Genomic DNA, 16819 nt, shown 5'->3' with positions numbered 1-16819 from the left:
GCAGAAAATCAGGTTAAACAGTAATAAATAAAATAAAAGATGTAAAAAAACCGCCCTGACGAGGGCGGTTTTTTGTTGGGCAGCGTATTTATTCAGCGCTGTCGGTTTTTGGCGCAGAGCTCGGCTTGCGACGCTTGCCAACGTTTTTGGCATCGCGATGGCGTTTCTTCACGCGCGGCTTCTCTTCGCTATCTTTCTTCTCTTTCTGCTCTTTACGCTTCGCCAGCACTTTCTTCGACGGCTTGCCGTTCAGCTTTTCGCTTGGCGCGCGCGTGGTTGGACGCAGCTCATCGATGGTGCGGGCCTTCAGGGGCTCGTTGACGTAGCGGCTGATTTTACCCAGCAGTAAAAAGTCATGCGCTTCCACCAGCGAAATCGCGGTGCCTTTTTTGCCCGCGCGGCCGGTACGACCGATGCGGTGCAGATAGGTATCCGCCGTGCGCGGCAGATCGAAGTTAAAGACGTGGCTGACATCGTCAATATCGATGCCGCGCGCCGCGACGTCGGTAGCCACCAGCACGTTGACACGGCCATCGACGACACGCTTAATCGCTTCGTTACGCTTGAACTGCTCCAGTTCACCTTCCAGATAGCTGGAGTTGATACCGGCGTCGCGCAGCCAGCCGCACAGCTCATGCACACGCTCGCGCTTGCGCACGAAGATCACCGAACGGGTGACTTCCGGCTGTTTCAGCAGGTGAAGCAGCAGGGCGGTTTTATGCTTAACGTCATCGGCGCGGTAATACCATTGCAGGATCTTCTTGCGCTCGCGGCGGGCGGGATCGGCTTCAATCTCGACCGGCTCGTTAAGCAGGCGCTCGGAGAAATCTTTAATCGCTTCGCCTTCCAGCGTGGCGGAGAAAAGCAGCGTCTGTTTACGCCAGCGGGTTTCCGCCGCGATAGTTTCGATATCCTGCGCGAAGCCCATATCCAGCATACGGTCGGCTTCATCCAGGATCAGCGTCTCTACCGCGCGGCAGTCAAAGTTCTCTTCTTTGATGTATTGCAGCAGACGACCGGTGGTAGCGACTACCACATCCTGGTTTTCGCTGAACACTTCCGCATGGTTCATATAAGCCACGCCGCCGGTGATGGTCGCGATATCCAGATGCGTATTTTTCGCCAGCTCGCGAGCCTGATCGGCCACCTGCATCGCCAGTTCGCGAGTCGGTGTCAGGATCAGAATGCGCGGCGGGCCGGATTTTTTGCGCGGGAAGTCCAGCAGATGCTGGAGCGCAGGCAGCAGGTAAGCCGCGGTTTTGCCTGTACCTGTTGGTGCCGAACCCAGAACGTCGCGACCCTCCAGTGCAGGCGGGATCGCAGCGGCCTGGATTGCCGTGGGGCGCGTGAAGCCCTTTTCCTGCAGGGCGTCCAGCAGGCTTTCATCAAGTTCGAGTTCGGAAAAAGTGGTTACAGTCATGGTCTACCTCAGTTTGGGGCGCTGATTATAGACAGATTGCGCGCGATCTTCATCTCTTTGTGTGGAATGAATGACTTTTCCTTGCATCTTAATTGTCCTATGCTAGCGCCGTTTCCCTTTCAGGTCGCTTAAATGTCACAACAAAAAGCGGTATTACGCCCTAACGGCTTTACCTTTAAACAATTTTTTATCGCGCACGATCGCTGCGCCATGAAGGTCGGCACCGACGGCGTGCTGCTGGGTGCCTGGGCGCCGGTGGCGGAAGCTACCGCCGTGCTGGATATTGGCACGGGCAGCGGCCTGATTGCGCTGATGCTGGCGCAGCGTACCGGTGAAAACGTCTGCGTGGAAGCGGTTGAGCTGGATGAGCAGGCCGCGCGACAGGCGCAGGAAAACGCGGCGGCCTCCCCCTGGGCCGGTCGTATCCGCATCCATCAGGACGATATTCGCCACTGGACAAAACGGTGCGAGCGCCGCTACTCGCTGATTGTCAGCAATCCGCCCTATTTTGTACCGGGCAGCGAATGCGCCACGCCGGCACGTGCCTCGGCGCGCTCTACTACCGATCTGACACATGATGTTCTGCTGGCCTGCGCCGAAGAGCTGATCACCGAAGACGGTTTCTTTTGCGTGGTGCTGCCGACAGCGGCAGGCGATCGGCTGGTGGCGCTGGCGCTACAGCGCGGCTGGCATCTGCGTTTTCGTACCGACGTTGCCGACAATGATAACCGGCCGCCTAACCGCGTGCTGTTGGCGCTGTCGCCTGAATCGGGCGAGCTTTTTCAGGACAGAATGACGATACGCGGGCCGGATCAGCGTTATTCAGAAGCGCATTGCAGCCTGACCCGCGACTTTTATCTTTTCCGTTAATCAGGGCGTCAGGATGGTCGGCCTGGCTTCCGCCAGCCGCTGGGGATAATCCAGCGTATAGTGCAGGCCGCGACTCTCTTTTCTTGCCATGGCGCAGCGCACCATCAGTTCCGCCACCTGCACCAGGTTACGCAGCTCCAGCAGATTATTGGAAATACGGAAGTTGGCGTAATACTCATCAATTTCCTGTTGAAGCAGGTTGATCCGGCGCAGCGCTCTTTCCAGCCGTCGGGTGGTGCGCACTATCCCCACGTAGTCCCACATAAAAAGCCGCAGCTCATGCCAGTTATGCTGAAGGATGACCTGCTCGTCCGAGTCGTCCACGCGGCTTTCGTCCCACGCGGGCAAATTATCTACCGGCCCAACGCGCTGAAGCCAGGTGGCGATATTCTCTGCCGCCGACCAGCCGTAAACCAGGCATTCCAGCAACGAGTTAGAAGCAAGACGATTGGCGCCGTGCAGCCCGGTATAGCTGACTTCGCCTATGGCATACAGGCCGTTCAAATCGGTGCGGCCATAGTGATCCACCATCACGCCGCCGCAGGTATAGTGCGCCGCCGGGACAATCGGGATCGGCTCCTTGGTCAGATCGAAACCCAGCGTCTTCAGCTTTTCGGCAATGGTCGGGAAGTGCGCCCTGACAAATTCCGGCGGTTTATGGCTGATATCCAGATACATGCAGTCCGCGCCCAGCCGTTTCATCTCATGATCGATGGCGCGGGCAACGATATCCCTTGGCGCCAGCTCTGCGCGCTCGTCGAAGTCAGGCATAAAGCGCGTGCCGTCGGGTCGTTTCAGCAGCGCGCCTTCGCCCCGTAACGCTTCGGTCAGCAAAAAGTTTCTCGCCTCGGGATGGTACAGGCAGGTCGGGTGAAACTGATTAAACTCCAGGTTAGCCACGCGACAGCCCGCGCGCCAGGCCATGGCGATGCCGTCGCCGGAGGCCACATCGGGATTGGTGGTGTACTGGTAAACTTTGGCGGCGCCGCCGGTCGCCAGCACTACCGCCCGGGCGCGGCAGGTTTCCACCTTTTCGCGTTTGCGGTTCCAGATCCAGGCGCCCACGACGCGGCGCTCGCCCGGCAGGCCGATTTTATCTGAGACGATCAAATCCACCGCGTTGCTGCGCTCAAGGATGGTAATGCCGGGATGGCTGAGTGCCTGGCTGACCAGCGTGGTTTCTACCGCGCGGCCGGTGGCGTCGGCGCTGTGCAGGATACGGCGATGGCTATGGCCGCCTTCACGCGTCAGATGATAGCTGCTGTCCGTGTCCGCTTTATCAAACATCATGCCGTTATCGATTAGCCACTGCACACAGTGGCGGGCATTACTGGCGATAAAGGACACTGCCTCCCGATCGCAGAGGCCGTCGCCCGCAATCAGCGTATCTTCCACATGTGAGGCAACGCTGTCGGTTTCATCGAAAACGGCCGCTATGCCGCCCTGGGCATACAGCGTCGAGCCTTCGTTGATCGGCCCCTTGCTTAATACGGTTACCCGCTGCTGGTCGGCCAGACGCAGCGCCAGCGACAGGCCTGCCGCACCGCTGCCAATAATTAACACGTCACAACTGTAATCGGATGCCAGAGTCATAGTGTTTAATTTACTAAACAGGTTGTTTGCTGAGCATAGCGCCGTTCGCAGAAGCAAAAAAGGTTTTTTTCTGTACAGCGCAAAAAACAGTGCCCCAGACCGTTCGGACTGGCCTGAAAAATGGCGGCCTTCCTGTACATCCCGCCGGGCCGGTTTATTATGATGAACCTGCAAGATTTAAAGATGAAAAAGCGGCTTTCTTAGAGTACTCTGCGGCGATGATGCACATGACACCACAAATATAACGGCGCAACGGAACTTTACTCATGACCATTACTCTAAGCGGATGCTTGCTCGAAAATTATGAGTTACGGGTAGTTCAAATACGCGTGGAAAAAGATTTGGGGAGACATTACCTCGGATGAGCGAGCAGTTAACGGATCAGGCTCTCGTAGAGCGAGTGCAGAAGGGAGATCAGCGGTCATTCAATTTACTGGTAGTGCGCTATCAGCATAAAGTGGCGAGCCTGGTTTCCCGCTACGTGCCCTCTGGAGATGTGCCTGACGTAGTGCAGGAATCATTTATTAAAGCCTATCGCGCGCTGGAGTCGTTTCGCGGGGATAGCGCTTTTTATACCTGGCTCTATCGGATAGCCGTCAATACGGCCAAAAATTACCTGGTTGCTCAGGGACGTCGGCCGCCCGCCAGCGATGTAGACGCTATTGATGCGGAAAACTTTGAAAGCGCTGGCGCGCTGAAAGAAATATCGAACCCTGAGAACTTAATGTTGTCGGAAGAATTAAGGCAGATGGTTTTCCGTACCATTGAGACGCTGCCCGAAGATCTCCGTATGGCGATCACGCTTCGGGAACTGGATGGGCTGAGCTATGAAGAGATAGCCGCCATCATGGCGTGTCCGGTGGGCACGGTTCGTTCCCGTATTTTCCGGGCGCGTGAAGCCATCGACAATAAAATTCAACCACTTATCCAACGCTAGCGATAGCGGACACAGGAAGGGTACTGAGGCATGCAGAAAGAACAACTTTCCGCTTTAATGGATGGTGAAACTTTAGATAATGAAGTTTTGTCCGCATTGTCTGAAGACGCTGTGCTGCAAAAACAGTGGGAAAGCCATCATCTTATCCGCGATACCCTGCGTGGCGACGTTGCGCCGGTAATGCATTTCGATATCGCGGCGAAAGTCGCGGCGGCTATCGAAAAAGAACCGCTGCCGTTGAAGAGAGCGATACCAGAGGCGCAGCCCGAACCGCAGAGCTATGACAAGCTGCCGTTCTGGCACAAAGTGCGTCCATGGGCCGCGCAGCTTACCCAGATCGGCGTGGCGGCGTGCGTGTCGCTGGCGGTGATCGTGGGCGTGCAGCACTATAACCAGCCTGCTGAAGGGCAGTCGCAGTCAGAGTCGCCGGTATTCAATACGCTGCCGATGATGGGCCAGGCGTCGCCGGTCAGTCTGGGCGTGCCGGCGGAAACCAACAGCAGTGCGCCACAGCAGGTGCAGGATCAGCGTCGTCGCGTTAACGCGATGCTGCAGGATTACGAACTGCAGCGCCGTCTGCATTCTGAGAGCCTGCAGTTCGAGCAGACGCCTGCCCAGCAGGCTGCTGTTCAGGTGCCGGGTAACCAGTCGTTAGGAATTCAGCAGCAGTAATGAAGCAGCTTTGGTGCGCCGTCAGCCTTATGGCTGGCAGCCTGTTTTATTCCTCCTTCGCCCCGGCGCAAACCACGTCCGGGGCGCTGTTGCAACAGATGGAGCAGGCCAGCCAGTCCCTCAATTACGAACTCGCCTATATCAACGTCTCGCGGCTGGGCATTGAGTCGCTGCGTTTTCGCCATGCCGTTCTGGACAGCAAGACCTATGCACAGCTGCTGCATATGGATGGGCCGCGCCGCGAGATTGTTCAACGCGGTAACGAGATCAGCTATTTTGAACCGGGTCTGGAGCCTTTTACTCTGCCCGGTAAACATATTGTTGATTCGCTGCCGTCGCTGGTGTTCGCCGATTTCCAAAAGCTTTCCGAATATTACGATTTTGTACCGGTAGGGCGGACGCGTATCGCCGATCAGCTGTGCGAAGTGATCCGCATCGTGGCGCGCGACGGCACCCGCTATAGCTATATTGTCTGGCTGGACAGCGATACCCGGCTGCCGTTAAGGGTCGATCTGCTCGATCGGGACGGCGAAACGCTGGAGCAATATCGCGTGGTCAGCTTTGCGGTGGATGACGGCGTCAGAAAAATGATGCAGGGGCTGGATAAAGCCAGCCTGCCGCCGTCGCTTTCGGTGCCGGCCAGCGATAAAGCCACCTTCGCATGGCGGCCGTCGTGGTTGCCGAACGGCATGAAAGAGGTTACGCAGAGCCGCAGGCAGATCCCTTCGCTGAACAAGCCGGTTGAGTCGCGCCTCTATTCTGACGGGCTGTTCAGCTTCTCGATCAACGTCAGTGCGGCAGACAAAAACAGCGTGTCGCAACAATTGCGCACGGGACGACGTACGGTGCATACGGAAATACGCAATAATAAAGAGATCACGGTGGTTGGCGAGCTTCCTCCTTCAACCGCCAAGCGTATCGCTGACAGCATAGGTAGCGCAAAATGATGAGAGAATGGGCCACGGTGGTCTCCTGGCACAACGGTGTGGCGACGCTGCATTCAGAAATGAAAACCTCCTGCAGCAGCTGCTCCGCCCGTAAAGGCTGCGGTAGCCACATGCTGAACAAGCTTGGGCCAAAGAACGCGCACGTGATGAAAATCGCCAGCGCGGAGCCGCTGGCGCCGGGGCAGCGTATTGAACTGGGCATTGAAGAGAAGAGCCTGCTCAGCTCGGCGCTGCTGGTTTATATGACGCCGCTGCTGGGCCTGTTTATCGTGGCCGGGCTGTTTCAGATGCTGTTTCACAGCGATGTGGCTGCCGCTGCGGGTGCGCTGCTTGGCGGCATCGGCGGGTTTATCATCGCTAAGGGCATTTCCGGCTATTTGGGGAAATCCGCCTCTTTTCATCCGGTGATTCTGAGCGTGGCGCTTCCGCCGGATGCGCTGCGCGTTGAAACCGAATAACGCTTAATCCGGCAGGCCGTCGGCACTTTTACCCCTTATCGCTATCCTGCGTCCCGGCGCGTGTCCCGTCGCGCTGCGGTCACGATTACAGCAGTAGACGCGCGGCCCGCAGGGAAATCATACGCTATGCATGTGAATTCTTTCGTGGCGGGGGCTAACAGTGTAAGATGCGTGCTCATTGATGGCGGGTACATTGCAGTCGGTCTCTACGGCTCTGTCCACCGCAAGAACTAAACCGAACGTTTAAGCGAAAAAATTCATATAAATGAAGCATATAAGAAACTTTTCTGTCATCGCTCATATCGACCACGGCAAATCGACGCTCTCTGACCGTTTGATTCAGATCTGCGGTGGTCTCACCGAACGCGAAATGGCGGCTCAGGTACTGGATTCTATGGATCTGGAGCGCGAGCGCGGCATTACCATCAAGGCACAGAGCGTAACGCTCGACTACCACGCTCCTGACGGTGAAACTTACCAGCTCAATTTTATCGACACGCCGGGTCACGTTGACTTCTCCTATGAGGTTTCCCGCTCGCTGGCGGCCTGTGAAGGCGCACTGCTGGTGGTGGACGCCGGTCAGGGTGTGGAAGCGCAGACGCTGGCCAACTGCTACACCGCGATGGAAATGGATCTGGAAGTGGTACCGGTACTGAACAAGATTGACCTGCCGGCCGCCGATCCCGATCGCGTCTCGCAGGAAATCGAGGATATCGTCGGTATCGATGCTACCGACGCCGTGCGCTGTTCGGCCAAGACCGGCGTTGGCGTGCCTGACGTGCTGGAACGTCTGGTGCGCGATATCCCGCCGCCGGAAGGCGATCCGGAAGGCCCGTTGCAGGCGCTGATTATCGACTCCTGGTTCGATAACTATCTGGGCGTTGTCTCGCTGGTGCGTATCAAAAACGGCACGCTGCGCAAGGGCGAAAAAATCAAGGTAATGAGTACCGGTCAGACGTATAACGCTGACCGTCTGGGTATCTTTACCCCGAAGCGCGTCGATCGCGATGCGCTGAATTGCGGCGAAGTAGGCTGGCTGGTTTGCGCCATCAAGGACATCCTGGGCGCGCCGGTAGGCGATACGCTGACGCTGGCGCGCAACCCGGCGGAAAAAGCGCTGCCTGGCTTTAAGAAAGTGAAGCCGCAGGTCTATGCGGGCCTGTTCCCAATCAGCTCTGACGACTATGAAGCTTTCCGCGACGCGCTGGGCAAGCTGAGCCTTAACGACGCCTCGCTGTTCTACGAGCCGGAAAGCTCTACCGCGCTGGGCTTCGGCTTCCGCTGCGGCTTCCTGGGTCTGCTGCATATGGAGATCATTCAGGAGCGTCTGGAGCGTGAATACGATCTCGAACTGATCACCACGGCGCCGACGGTAGTGTATGAAGTTCTGACCACCTCAGGCGACACCGTCTACGTTGACAGCCCAGGCAAACTGCCGCCGCTGAACAATATCGAAGAGCTGCGCGAGCCGATCGCCGAGTGTCATATGCTGCTGCCGCAGGAATACCTGGGCAACGTCATCACGCTGTGTATCGAGAAGCGCGGCGTTCAGACCAACATGGTTTACCACGGTAACCAGGTGGCGCTGACCTATGACATCCCGATGGCGGAAGTGGTGCTGGACTTCTTCGACCGTCTGAAATCCACCTCCCGTGGCTACGCGTCGCTGGATTACAACTTCAAACGCTTCCAGGCTTCCAACATGGTACGCGTTGATGTGTTGATTAACTCCGAGCGCGTTGACGCGCTGGCGCTGATCACCCACAACGATAATGCGCCATACCGTGGCCGCGAGCTGGTGGAGAAGATGAAAGATCTGATCCCGCGTCAGCAGTTTGACATCGCGATCCAGGCGGCCATCGGCAACCACATTATTGCCCGTTCTACCGTTAAACAGCTGCGTAAAAACGTGCTGGCGAAGTGCTACGGCGGCGACGTCAGCCGTAAGAAGAAGCTGCTGCAGAAGCAGAAAGACGGTAAGAAGCGCATGAAGCAGGTCGGCAACGTCGAACTGCCTCAGGAAGCCTTCCTGGCCATTCTGCATGTGGGTAAAGAGAGTAAGTAAAGCCTAAGACGACGAGGGAACTGGAATGGCTAATATGTTCGCCCTGATACTGGCGATAGCAACGCTCGTAACCGGTATTATCTGGTGCGTGGACAGATACAAGTGGGCGCCGGCCCGCAGGGCCAGCCAGGCGCTTGCGGAGGCTTCAGCAGACAATGTGGGCGAGAAAAAAACCGGGCAGCCGGGCTGGATAGAGACGGCCGCGTCCGTTTTCCCGGTACTGCTGCTGGTGTTTGTGGTGCGCTCTTTTATCTATGAGCCTTTCCAGATCCCGTCAGGGTCGATGATGCCGACGCTGCTGATTGGCGACTTTATCCTGGTAGAGAAATTTGCCTATGGGATTAAAGATCCGATCACGCAGACCACGCTGATCCCAACCGGGCACCCTAAGCGCGGCGATATCGCGGTGTTTAAGTACCCGAAAGATCCAAGCATGGATTATATTAAACGCGTGGTAGGGCTGCCTGGCGACCGCGTCAGCTACGATCCGCAGAGCAAAACCGTGACGGTGAATCCGGCCTGCGCGCCAGAAAAAACCTGCGATACGGCGCTGCCGATCACCTATTCCGACGTTGAGCCAAGCGATTTTATCCAGACCTTCAGCGGCTTTGACGGCAACGAAACCGGCAACGGTTTCTGGCAGAAGCCGCAGGGTGAAACCATCCGCGGCGGTCTGCGTCTCGCTACGCGTAACGAAAAGCTGGGCGACGTCACGCACCGCATTCTGCTGGTGACCCAGGCGCAAAGCCAGGCAAGCTCTTACTATCAGCAGCCGGGCCAGCCGCAGTCCACGTGGGTCGTGCCCGCCGGCATGTATTTCATGATGGGCGATAACCGTGACAACAGCGCCGACAGCCGCTACTGGGGCTTTGTGCCGGAAAGAAATCTGGTCGGCAAAGCCACCGCTATCTGGATGAGTTTTGAAAAGCAGGAAGGGCAATGGCCAACCGGCGTTCGCCTGAGCCGTATTGGCGGTATTCACTGACGGCGCGCAGGCGCCGCTGCAAAAGGGTGGCTTCCCTTGGGGAGCCACTGCACACGAAACAGTCTCGTGTTGGCGTGTCCAGCCCTGTTCCCTGTGCAGGAAAATTTTCGCATTAAGATATTGGTAACGCATGAATCCCATCGTAATTAACAGGCTCCAGCGGAAGTTGGGCTACACTTTTACCCATCAGGAACTGTTGCAGCAGGCGTTGACCCATCGCAGCGCCAGCAGTAAACACAATGAAAGACTGGAGTTTCTGGGCGACTCCATCCTCAGTTACGTGATTGCCAACGCGCTCTATCACCGTTTTCCACGCGTGGACGAAGGCGATATGAGCCGGATGCGCGCCACGCTGGTGCGGGGCAATACGCTGGCGGAAATGGCCCGGGAATTCGATTTAGGCGAATGCCTGCGTCTGGGGCCAGGCGAACTGAAAAGCGGCGGCTATCGTCGCGAGTCGATCCTGGCCGATACCGTAGAAGCGCTGATTGGCGGCGTGTTCCTGGACAGTAATATCCAGACGGTAGAACAGCTGATCCTCGACTGGTACGCCAGCCGTCTCGATCAGATTAGCCCGGGCGACAAACAGAAAGATCCAAAAACGCGTCTGCAGGAGTATCTGCAGGGTCGTCATCTGCCGCTGCCCTCCTATCTGGTGGTGCAGGTGCGTGGCGAAGCGCATGACCAGGAATTTACTATCCACTGCCAGGTAAGCGGCATGACGGATCCGGTTGTGGGAACCGGCTCCAGTCGTCGCAAAGCTGAGCAGGCAGCGGCCGAACAGGCGCTGATTAAGCTGGGACTTGAATGAGCGAACAAACCACCCATTGCGGCTTTATTGCTATCGTAGGCCGCCCGAACGTTGGAAAATCCACGCTGCTGAACCAGTTACTGGGGCAGAAGGTTTCCATTACCTCGCGTAAACCGCAAACCACGCGCCATCGCATTATGGGCATCCATACGGAAGACGGCTATCAGGCGATCTACGTCGATACGCCGGGCCTGCATATGGAAGAGAAGCGGGCGATCAACCGCCTGATGAACCGTGCGGCCAGCAGCTCAATCGGCGACGTCGAGCTGGTGATCTTCGTTGTGGAAGGCACGCGCTGGACGGCCGATGACGAAATGGTGCTGAACAAGCTGAAAGAGAACAAGGTGCCGGTGCTGCTGGCGATCAACAAGGTCGACAACGTTACCGATAAAACCATTCTGCTGCCGCATATGCAGTTCCTGAGCCAGCAGATGAATTTTATGGACGTGGTGCCGATCTCTGCCGAAACCGGTAAAAACGTTGATACCATCGCCAGCATCGTGCGCAAGCGCCTGCCGGAAGCGGAACATCACTTCCCGGAAGAGTACATCACCGATCGCTCGCAGCGCTTTATGGCCTCCGAGATGATCCGTGAAAAGCTGATGCGCTTCCTGGGCGCCGAGCTGCCTTATTCGGTGACGGTGGAAATCGAGCAGTTTGTGACCAACGATCGCGGCGGCTATGATATCCACGGCCTGATCCTGGTCGAGCGTGAAGGCCAGAAGAAAATGGTTATCGGCAACAAAGGCGCGAAGATCAAAACCATCGGTATTGAAGCGCGCAAAGACATGGAAGAAATGTTTGAAGCCAAAGTCCACCTGGAGCTATGGGTGAAGGTTAAATCCGGTTGGGCAGACGACGAACGTGCGCTGCGTAGCCTGGGTTACGTAGACGATCTGTAATTGATGGAAGGCTGGCAACGCGCATTTGTCCTGCACGGACGTCCCTACAGCGAAACCAGCCTGATGCTCGATCTCTTTTCGGAAAACTACGGCCGCGTGCGCGTCCTGGCCAAAGGCGCGCGCGGCAAGCGTTCCAGCCTGAAAGGCGCATTACAGCCTTTTACGCCGCTGCTGGTGCGCTGGGGCGGGCGCGGCGAGGTGAAAACCCTGCGCGGCGCCGAACCCATCTCTCTTGCCCTTCCTCTGACCGGTATTTCCCTCTACTGCGGCCTGTACGTTAATGAGCTGATAGCTCGCGTGCTGGAGCAGGAAACCGCCTTTACCGAGCTTTTTTTCGACTATCTGCACTGTGTTCAGGCGCTGGCTGCGGGCGTCGGCTCGCCGGAACCGGCGCTGCGCCGCTTCGAGCTGGCGATGCTGGGCCATCTTGGCTACGGCGTCGATTTCCTGCACTGCGCGGGCAGCGGCGAAGAGGTTACGGATGATATGACCTATATCTATCGCGAGGAAAAAGGCTTTATCGCCAGCCTGGTGAAAAGCCATAAAAGCTTTACCGGACGCGAGCTGCGGGCGCTTTATGAACGCAGCTTTCCGGATAGCGAGACGCTCAGGGCCGCCAAGCGTTTCACCCGCATGGCGCTCAAGCCCTATCTGGGCGGAAAACCCCTGAAGAGCCAGGAGCTTTTTCGACAGTTCGTGCCGAAAAAACGCGCGGACGCGCCCGAGTAAAGTCGCCTGGCTGTACCGGGGAACGGCGCGGACGTACACTGTAGCCCTCGTACATTATTCTGAGGTTTGTTATGGCTGAACTCCTGTTAGGCGTCAATATCGACCACATCGCCACCGTGCGCAACGCTCGCGGCACGCATTATCCCGATCCGGTACAGGCTGCTTTTGTTTCCGAGCAGGCCGGCGCGGACGGCATCACCGTCCATCTGCGCGAAGATCGTCGCCACATCACCGATCGTGACGTCAGAATTCTTCGTCAGACCATTCAGACGCGCATGAACCTCGAAATGGCCGTGACCGATGAAATGGTCGACATCGCCTGCGAGATCAAACCCCATTTCTGCTGTCTGGTGCCGGAAAAGCGCGAAGAAGTCACCACCGAAGGCGGCCTGGACGTGGCGGGCCAGCAGGAAAAAATCACCTTTGCCGTTTCGCGCCTGAAAGAGGCGGGCATTCAGGTTTCGCTGTTTATCGATCCCGACCATCGGCAGATTGATGCCGCCATGGCCTCCGGCGCGCCCTATATCGAAATTCATACCGGCGCCTATGCGGAAGCGGAAGAGGGCGCGGTACGCGACGCGGAGTTCCGTCGTATTAAAGATGCGGCGGCCTATGCGCACGACAAAGGCCTGAAGGTGAATGCGGGCCACGGGCTGACCTATCATAACGTGCAGCCGATCGCCGCGCTGCCGCAGATGCATGAGCTGAATATCGGACACGCTATTATCGGCCGCGCGGTGATGAGCGGGCTTGCCGATGCGGTAAGCGAGATGAAGGCGCTGATGCGGGAAGCGCGTCGCTAATGGCTATTCTGGGGCTGGGCACGGATATCGTGGAAATCGACCGTATCGAAGGCGTGATTTCCCGCTCCGGCGACAGGCTGGCGAAACGCGTGCTGAGCGAAAACGAATGGGCGCAGTATCAGGCGCATCAGCAGCCGGTGCGCTTTCTTGCCAAACGGTTCGCGGTAAAAGAGGCTGCGGCTAAGGCGTTTGGTACCGGCATACGCGGCGGCCTGGCTTTTAACCAGTTTGAGGTTTACAACGACGAGCTGGGCAAGCCGGGGCTGCGTTTCTTTCAGCAGGCGGCGGAAGTGGCGCAAAAGCTGGGCGTCGCGCACGTTCATGTCACGCTGGCGGACGAGCGTCACTACGCCTGCGCTACGGTGATTATCGAAAGCTAATTCGGTCGGGCTGGTTGCATCGCCAGTCCGACCGCTGTGCGCCTCAGAGGTCGCCCGTTCAGGAGGCGACGTGATGCAGGAGCACAAACTTTTCCCACAGCCTGTCGCTGCTTTCCACACATTCCGGATCGCTGATAATCGTACTATCAATAGGGCAAACCTGCTGACAGGTTGGCGTGTCGTAATGACCCACGCACTCTGTACAGCGGTTCACATCGATCTCGTAAATGCTTTCGCCCATGGAAATCGCCTGGTTCGGGCACTCCGGCTCGCACATATCGCAATTGATGCAGCGTTTAGTGATCAGTAAAGCCATGTTCAGCGAATACCCTTAACGGAAGAAGGGGCGTAATTTACCACACTGAACGACCGTTTCCCACGGCCTGTCTTCGGGTCGTTAGCCAGCCGTTGTTGCTCAGGGATGCCAGAGCGAAGATTTCGCAATGCCGGCGACATACTGCATCTGCGTAACCTCTTCAACCGGCAGGCGGATCGGTGCGTGATCCTCATTAACCGGCAGCAGATGGTAAAAGCCGTCGCGTTTAAACAGGAAGGTTTTCACCATCACCTCGCCGCTGCTGGTGACCACCAGCACCTCATCGCCCGGATGAAAATTCTGATTCGGCTCCACGATCACAAACTCACCCTCTTTGATCCTTGGCATCATCGAATCCCCCACGCATTTCAGCGCGTAGACGTCGCGATCGCAGGAAGGCCAGCGTAGAAACCCGTCACCATTGCCAACAGGATATTGCATATCGCTCCAGTAGCCGCTGTGGCCAAGTTGAGTATTGCCCAGCACCGGCACCTTATGCAGCACCAGCGAGTGAAGCTCGCCTGTCACGCCCGGCGCATGTTGTGCAGCCGATGCCTGTAAGTCGCGCTCGATCAGATCGATGGGCGAAACGTGAAAATAATCCGCCAGAGACTTCAGCGTGGTGTACTTTGGGTCTTTCACTTCTCCCGTCAGCAGCCGGTGCAGGGTGGACTGCTGTAGCCTGACCTTTTTAGAAAGCTCCGTCACGCTGCCGATGCCCTCTCTTTCCATCAAGTGCTTGATGTTACTGTTGAATACATCCAAATCAAAGATCATTTTATCTTCCTGTTATTGCGCGCTAACGTTGCAATTATGCGTTTTTGCATTAGAATAGGTGTTGTTAAGGCGATTATGCTTCATCAGATAATGCAGTTTAGTATAATTCATCGCCACAGTCATCCTGCCCGATCGGGCAGGCCACAAAAGAGTCAGGTAAGAAAAGGAGGTCGGTTGATGCGTAATATACAAAAAGTACTGGAACGTTGGGGCGGTTGGGCTGTGGCAGAGGGCACGCAGCTTGACTGGTCGCCGGTTGCGGCGGGCTTTAAAGGGCTGCTGCCGGATGAGCGGAGAAGCCGACTCTCCTGTAGCGACAGCGACGGGCTGATTGTCGATGCGGCTATCGCCAAATTGCACAAGGTCGGGCGTACGGACGAGGTCGAGCTGATTATCCTGCACTACCTCTATAATATTTCCAAATCCGCCATTGCCCGGAAAAAGAAATGCTCGGAAGGCAAAGTAAGGAACCAGCTGATGATAGCTGAAACCTTTATTGATGCCTGTATAATTATGAGCGATGCGGAGCTGGAAATGGATGCCTGGATATAAAATTTCTTCGTTACGAATATAAAAATATAAAAGCAAAGAATAATTTAATTATGACCAGATATCGTAAGGCAAGTCTACGTTGTTACGCAATTTGCATGCATAGCAAAAATAATATTGATCAGGGCTTTTCGTAACGATTTTATACGCGTAAAGTAGCAACATGGTTCTTTAACGATTGCGAACCACAAAGAGAATGTCTTCTATATGCACTCCGTTGTCTGCCTTATTGGCAGGCAGGAGTGCATTTTTTATGCCTCAAACTTTCCTGAGTTCTTAAATAAAAAAATTAGCACTAAGGGGTTTTCGTTACGAAATAAAACCCTTAATGTAGCAGCATGGATTAGTGACAGGCAGGGAGAAATAAAACAGGAAAGGTTTTCGTAACGAATTTCCCGCGGTAATATAGCATCATGAATATAAACAACCGGCTGCAAAAGATATTAAAGAAAATGGTTTTCGTTACGAAATAAACCCCTTAATGTAGCAGCATGGATTAGTGACAGGCAGGGAGAAATGAAAAAGGAAAGGTTTTCGTAACGAATTTCCCGCGGTAATATAGCATCATGGATATAAACAACCGGCTGCAAAAGATATTAAAGAAAATGGTTTTCGTTACGAAATAAACCCCTTAATGTAGCAGCATGGATTAGTGACAGGCAGGCAGAAATAAAAAAGCAAAAGGTTTTCGTAACGAATAGCCCGCAATAATCTGGCAGCATGTAAATAATCAAACGATCAAAAAAACTTTAAAATACATCTCAAAAAACGATGTAGGGAGCAAGCTTTCCCTGCGCCGTAATGATACAGGAGGCCAGATATAAAGCATGTTTCCTCAGGAGCCAGGCTTTTGGGCCAGTGTCGGACTCTGGCTTTACAGCCATAAAACAGAATGGGGCTATGCCGGCATCGCCGCCATGTTTTCCCTGCTGCGCAGCGCTTGTGCCCGAACCCCCTGGAGCAAGCGTGTGCTTGACGCGGTGTCGTGTAGCGCCCTGGCTTTCTTTGCGGCGCCGACGCTGCAGGTAATTGGCGCGCTGCTGAACTGGAATATGCCCGAGGCCGCCGCCCAGGTTTTTGCCGTTTATATTGGCTACGTGGGTAATGACTATATCAGCGAAAAGTTAAAGCGCTGGATCAACAAAAGAACGGGAGAGCCAGATGGAAATCAGCCCTGACGGTATCAGCTTTATCAAGCAGGAAGAAGGTGAAAAACTTACGGCCTATCGGGATAGCCGCGGCATATTAACTATCGGCGTCGGGCATACGGGCCTGGTTGCCAGTAAAACGATAGCGGACGGCATGGTCATTACGCCTGAGCAAAGTAATAAGCTGCTGCTTGCGGATATTTCGCATGTTGAGCATTTTATTAATGAAAAAGTCAGCGTCAGTCTGACGCAAAATCAGTACGATGCTTTATGTAGTCTGGTATTCAATATTGGCGTCAGCGCTTTTAATAGTTCGACGCTGTTAAAGAAATTAAATCAAGGCGATTATGAGGGCGCCGCAGAAGCCATGCTGTTATGGAAAAGGGCCGGTCAGTTAGCTGACGTGCTGCTGCCACGCAGAAAAAGAGAAGCCGCTCTTTTTCTGAAAAAATAAAAA

19 protein-coding genes are annotated in these 16819 nt (G+C 55.6%); 15 read left to right on the top strand and 4 right to left on the bottom strand.

Annotation, left to right across the window (positions count from 1 at the left end; all coding sequences use genetic code 11):
* Positions 1–88: 88 nt before the first annotated feature.
* Positions 89–1420 (bottom strand): ATP-dependent RNA helicase SrmB, encoded by a 1332-nt coding sequence (srmB, locus tag QZH36_RS18520; RefSeq protein ID WP_253459161.1) that lies wholly within the window; start codon positions 1418–1420, stop codon positions 89–91.
* A 132-nt stretch (positions 1421–1552) separates the two neighbouring features.
* Between srmB and trmN the strand changes: the two genes are divergently transcribed.
* Positions 1553–2290 carry a tRNA(1)(Val) (adenine(37)-N(6))-methyltransferase TrmN gene (trmN, locus tag QZH36_RS18515; RefSeq protein WP_253459164.1) on the top strand — a complete coding sequence of 246 codons (738 nt, stop codon included), beginning with the start codon at positions 1553–1555 and terminating at the stop codon, positions 2288–2290.
* On the opposite strand, the gene nadB is transcribed toward trmN, so the two are convergent.
* Positions 2291–3883, bottom strand: coding sequence for an L-aspartate oxidase (gene nadB / locus QZH36_RS18510; RefSeq protein WP_301730845.1), 1593 nt, complete (start codon positions 3881–3883; stop codon positions 2291–2293).
* Between the two features lie 361 nt (positions 3884–4244).
* On the opposite strand from nadB, the gene rpoE reads away from it, so the two are divergent.
* The 11 genes from rpoE (at position 4245) to acpS (ending at position 13572) form a co-directional block, all read left to right on the top strand.
* The gene (gene rpoE, locus QZH36_RS18505) at positions 4245–4820 is read left to right on the top strand and encodes an RNA polymerase sigma factor RpoE (RefSeq protein ID WP_125289469.1); all 576 of its coding nucleotides are present in this window, start codon (positions 4245–4247) and stop codon (positions 4818–4820) included.
* 30 nt (positions 4821–4850) lie between these two features.
* Positions 4851–5492, top strand: a complete 642-nt coding sequence (gene rseA, locus QZH36_RS18500; protein ID WP_253459170.1) for an anti-sigma-E factor RseA — start codon at positions 4851–4853, stop codon at positions 5490–5492.
* Positions 5492–6439 carry a sigma-E factor regulatory protein RseB gene (rseB, locus tag QZH36_RS18495; RefSeq protein ID WP_253459174.1) on the top strand — a complete coding sequence of 316 codons (948 nt, stop codon included), beginning with the start codon at positions 5492–5494 and terminating at the stop codon, positions 6437–6439. The genes rseA and rseB overlap by 1 nt, the downstream gene beginning before the upstream one ends.
* Positions 6436–6897 carry a SoxR-reducing system protein RseC gene (gene rseC / locus QZH36_RS18490; RefSeq protein WP_301730842.1) on the top strand — a complete coding sequence of 154 codons (462 nt, stop codon included), beginning with the start codon at positions 6436–6438 and terminating at the stop codon, positions 6895–6897. The genes rseB and rseC overlap by 4 nt, the downstream gene beginning before the upstream one ends.
* Positions 6898–7162: 265 nt before the next feature.
* Positions 7163–8962 (top strand): translation elongation factor 4, encoded by a 1800-nt coding sequence (lepA, locus tag QZH36_RS18485; protein WP_253459182.1) that lies wholly within the window; start codon positions 7163–7165, stop codon positions 8960–8962.
* A gap of 25 nt (positions 8963–8987) precedes the next feature.
* The gene (gene lepB, locus QZH36_RS18480) at positions 8988–9947 is read left to right on the top strand and encodes a signal peptidase I (RefSeq protein ID WP_253459185.1); all 960 of its coding nucleotides are present in this window, start codon (positions 8988–8990) and stop codon (positions 9945–9947) included.
* Between the two features lie 130 nt (positions 9948–10077).
* Complete coding sequence (rnc, locus tag QZH36_RS18475) at positions 10078–10758, top strand: ribonuclease III (RefSeq protein ID WP_125289475.1); 681 nt, start codon at positions 10078–10080, stop codon at positions 10756–10758.
* The gene (gene era / locus QZH36_RS18470; protein WP_253459188.1) at positions 10755–11660 is read left to right on the top strand and encodes a GTPase Era; all 906 of its coding nucleotides are present in this window, start codon (positions 10755–10757) and stop codon (positions 11658–11660) included. The genes rnc and era overlap by 4 nt, the downstream gene beginning before the upstream one ends.
* 3 nt (positions 11661–11663) lie before the next feature.
* Positions 11664–12389: a DNA repair protein RecO gene (gene recO, locus QZH36_RS18465; protein ID WP_253459192.1), complete on the top strand. Its 726-nt coding sequence runs from the start codon at positions 11664–11666 to the stop codon at positions 12387–12389.
* A 71-nt stretch (positions 12390–12460) separates the two neighbouring features.
* On the top strand, positions 12461–13192 hold the full coding sequence (gene pdxJ, locus QZH36_RS18460) for a pyridoxine 5'-phosphate synthase (protein WP_301730840.1): 732 nt from the start codon (positions 12461–12463) through the stop codon (positions 13190–13192).
* Entirely contained in the window at positions 13192–13572 is a 381-nt protein-coding gene (acpS, locus tag QZH36_RS18455) for a holo-ACP synthase (RefSeq protein WP_125289479.1), read from the top strand. The genes pdxJ and acpS overlap by 1 nt, the downstream gene beginning before the upstream one ends.
* A 58-nt stretch (positions 13573–13630) precedes the next feature.
* Here acpS and QZH36_RS18450 read toward each other — a convergent pair whose 3' ends face one another.
* Both QZH36_RS18450 and QZH36_RS18445 read right to left on the bottom strand, forming a co-directional pair.
* A complete protein-coding gene (locus QZH36_RS18450; protein WP_301252654.1) occupies positions 13631–13888 on the bottom strand; it encodes a YfhL family 4Fe-4S dicluster ferredoxin in 258 nt (85 codons plus the stop codon).
* A gap of 99 nt (positions 13889–13987) precedes the next feature.
* Positions 13988–14665, bottom strand: coding sequence for a S24 family peptidase (locus tag QZH36_RS18445; RefSeq protein ID WP_253459205.1), 678 nt, complete (start codon positions 14663–14665; stop codon positions 13988–13990).
* 177 nt (positions 14666–14842) lie between these two features.
* On the opposite strand from QZH36_RS18445, the gene QZH36_RS18440 reads away from it, so the two are divergent.
* The 3 genes from QZH36_RS18440 to QZH36_RS18430 all read left to right on the top strand — a co-directional run bounded on the left by QZH36_RS18440 (position 14843) and on the right by QZH36_RS18430 (position 16816).
* Positions 14843–15217, top strand: coding sequence for an antiterminator Q family protein (locus QZH36_RS18440; protein WP_253459207.1), 375 nt, complete (start codon positions 14843–14845; stop codon positions 15215–15217).
* Between the two features lie 824 nt (positions 15218–16041).
* Positions 16042–16392 (top strand): phage holin, lambda family, encoded by a 351-nt coding sequence (locus QZH36_RS18435; RefSeq protein ID WP_125289483.1) that lies wholly within the window; start codon positions 16042–16044, stop codon positions 16390–16392.
* Positions 16376–16816, top strand: coding sequence for a lysozyme (locus QZH36_RS18430; protein ID WP_301252078.1), 441 nt, complete (start codon positions 16376–16378; stop codon positions 16814–16816). Before QZH36_RS18435 ends, QZH36_RS18430 begins: the two co-directional genes overlap by 17 nt.
* The last annotated feature ends 3 nt before the right edge of the window (positions 16817–16819 follow it).

It is taken from the genome of Erwinia wuhanensis, assembly GCF_030484085.1.
GTDB lineage: Bacteria > Pseudomonadota > Gammaproteobacteria > Enterobacterales > Enterobacteriaceae > Erwinia > Erwinia aeris.
This window is presented reverse-complemented; position numbering and strand designations above follow the sequence as displayed.

Excerpts from the sequence above, each read along its gene's own strand:
- srmB (WP_253459161.1), bottom strand. The coding sequence starts at position 1,420 with ATGACTGTAACCACTTTTTCCGAACTCGAACTTGATGAAAGCCTGCTG.
- trmN (WP_253459164.1), top strand. The coding sequence starts at position 1,553 with ATGTCACAACAAAAAGCGGTATTACGCCCTAACGGCTTTACCTTTAAA.
- nadB (WP_301730845.1), bottom strand. The coding sequence starts at position 3,883 with ATGACTCTGGCATCCGATTACAGTTGTGACGTGTTAATTATTGGCAGC.
- rpoE (WP_125289469.1), top strand. The coding sequence starts at position 4,245 with ATGAGCGAGCAGTTAACGGATCAGGCTCTCGTAGAGCGAGTGCAGAAG.
- rseA (WP_253459170.1), top strand. The coding sequence starts at position 4,851 with ATGCAGAAAGAACAACTTTCCGCTTTAATGGATGGTGAAACTTTAGAT.
- rseB (WP_253459174.1), top strand. The coding sequence starts at position 5,492 with ATGAAGCAGCTTTGGTGCGCCGTCAGCCTTATGGCTGGCAGCCTGTTT.
- rseC (WP_301730842.1), top strand. The coding sequence starts at position 6,436 with ATGATGAGAGAATGGGCCACGGTGGTCTCCTGGCACAACGGTGTGGCG.
- lepA (WP_253459182.1), top strand. The coding sequence starts at position 7,163 with ATGAAGCATATAAGAAACTTTTCTGTCATCGCTCATATCGACCACGGC.
- lepB (WP_253459185.1), top strand. The coding sequence starts at position 8,988 with ATGGCTAATATGTTCGCCCTGATACTGGCGATAGCAACGCTCGTAACC.
- rnc (WP_125289475.1), top strand. The coding sequence starts at position 10,078 with ATGAATCCCATCGTAATTAACAGGCTCCAGCGGAAGTTGGGCTACACT.
- era (WP_253459188.1), top strand. The coding sequence starts at position 10,755 with ATGAGCGAACAAACCACCCATTGCGGCTTTATTGCTATCGTAGGCCGC.
- recO (WP_253459192.1), top strand. The coding sequence starts at position 11,664 with ATGGAAGGCTGGCAACGCGCATTTGTCCTGCACGGACGTCCCTACAGC.
- pdxJ (WP_301730840.1), top strand. The coding sequence starts at position 12,461 with ATGGCTGAACTCCTGTTAGGCGTCAATATCGACCACATCGCCACCGTG.
- acpS (WP_125289479.1), top strand. The coding sequence starts at position 13,192 with ATGGCTATTCTGGGGCTGGGCACGGATATCGTGGAAATCGACCGTATC.
- QZH36_RS18450 (WP_301252654.1), bottom strand. The coding sequence starts at position 13,888 with ATGGCTTTACTGATCACTAAACGCTGCATCAATTGCGATATGTGCGAG.
- QZH36_RS18445 (WP_253459205.1), bottom strand. The coding sequence starts at position 14,665 with ATGATCTTTGATTTGGATGTATTCAACAGTAACATCAAGCACTTGATG.
- QZH36_RS18440 (WP_253459207.1), top strand. The coding sequence starts at position 14,843 with ATGCGTAATATACAAAAAGTACTGGAACGTTGGGGCGGTTGGGCTGTG.
- QZH36_RS18435 (WP_125289483.1), top strand. The coding sequence starts at position 16,042 with ATGTTTCCTCAGGAGCCAGGCTTTTGGGCCAGTGTCGGACTCTGGCTT.
- QZH36_RS18430 (WP_301252078.1), top strand. The coding sequence starts at position 16,376 with ATGGAAATCAGCCCTGACGGTATCAGCTTTATCAAGCAGGAAGAAGGT.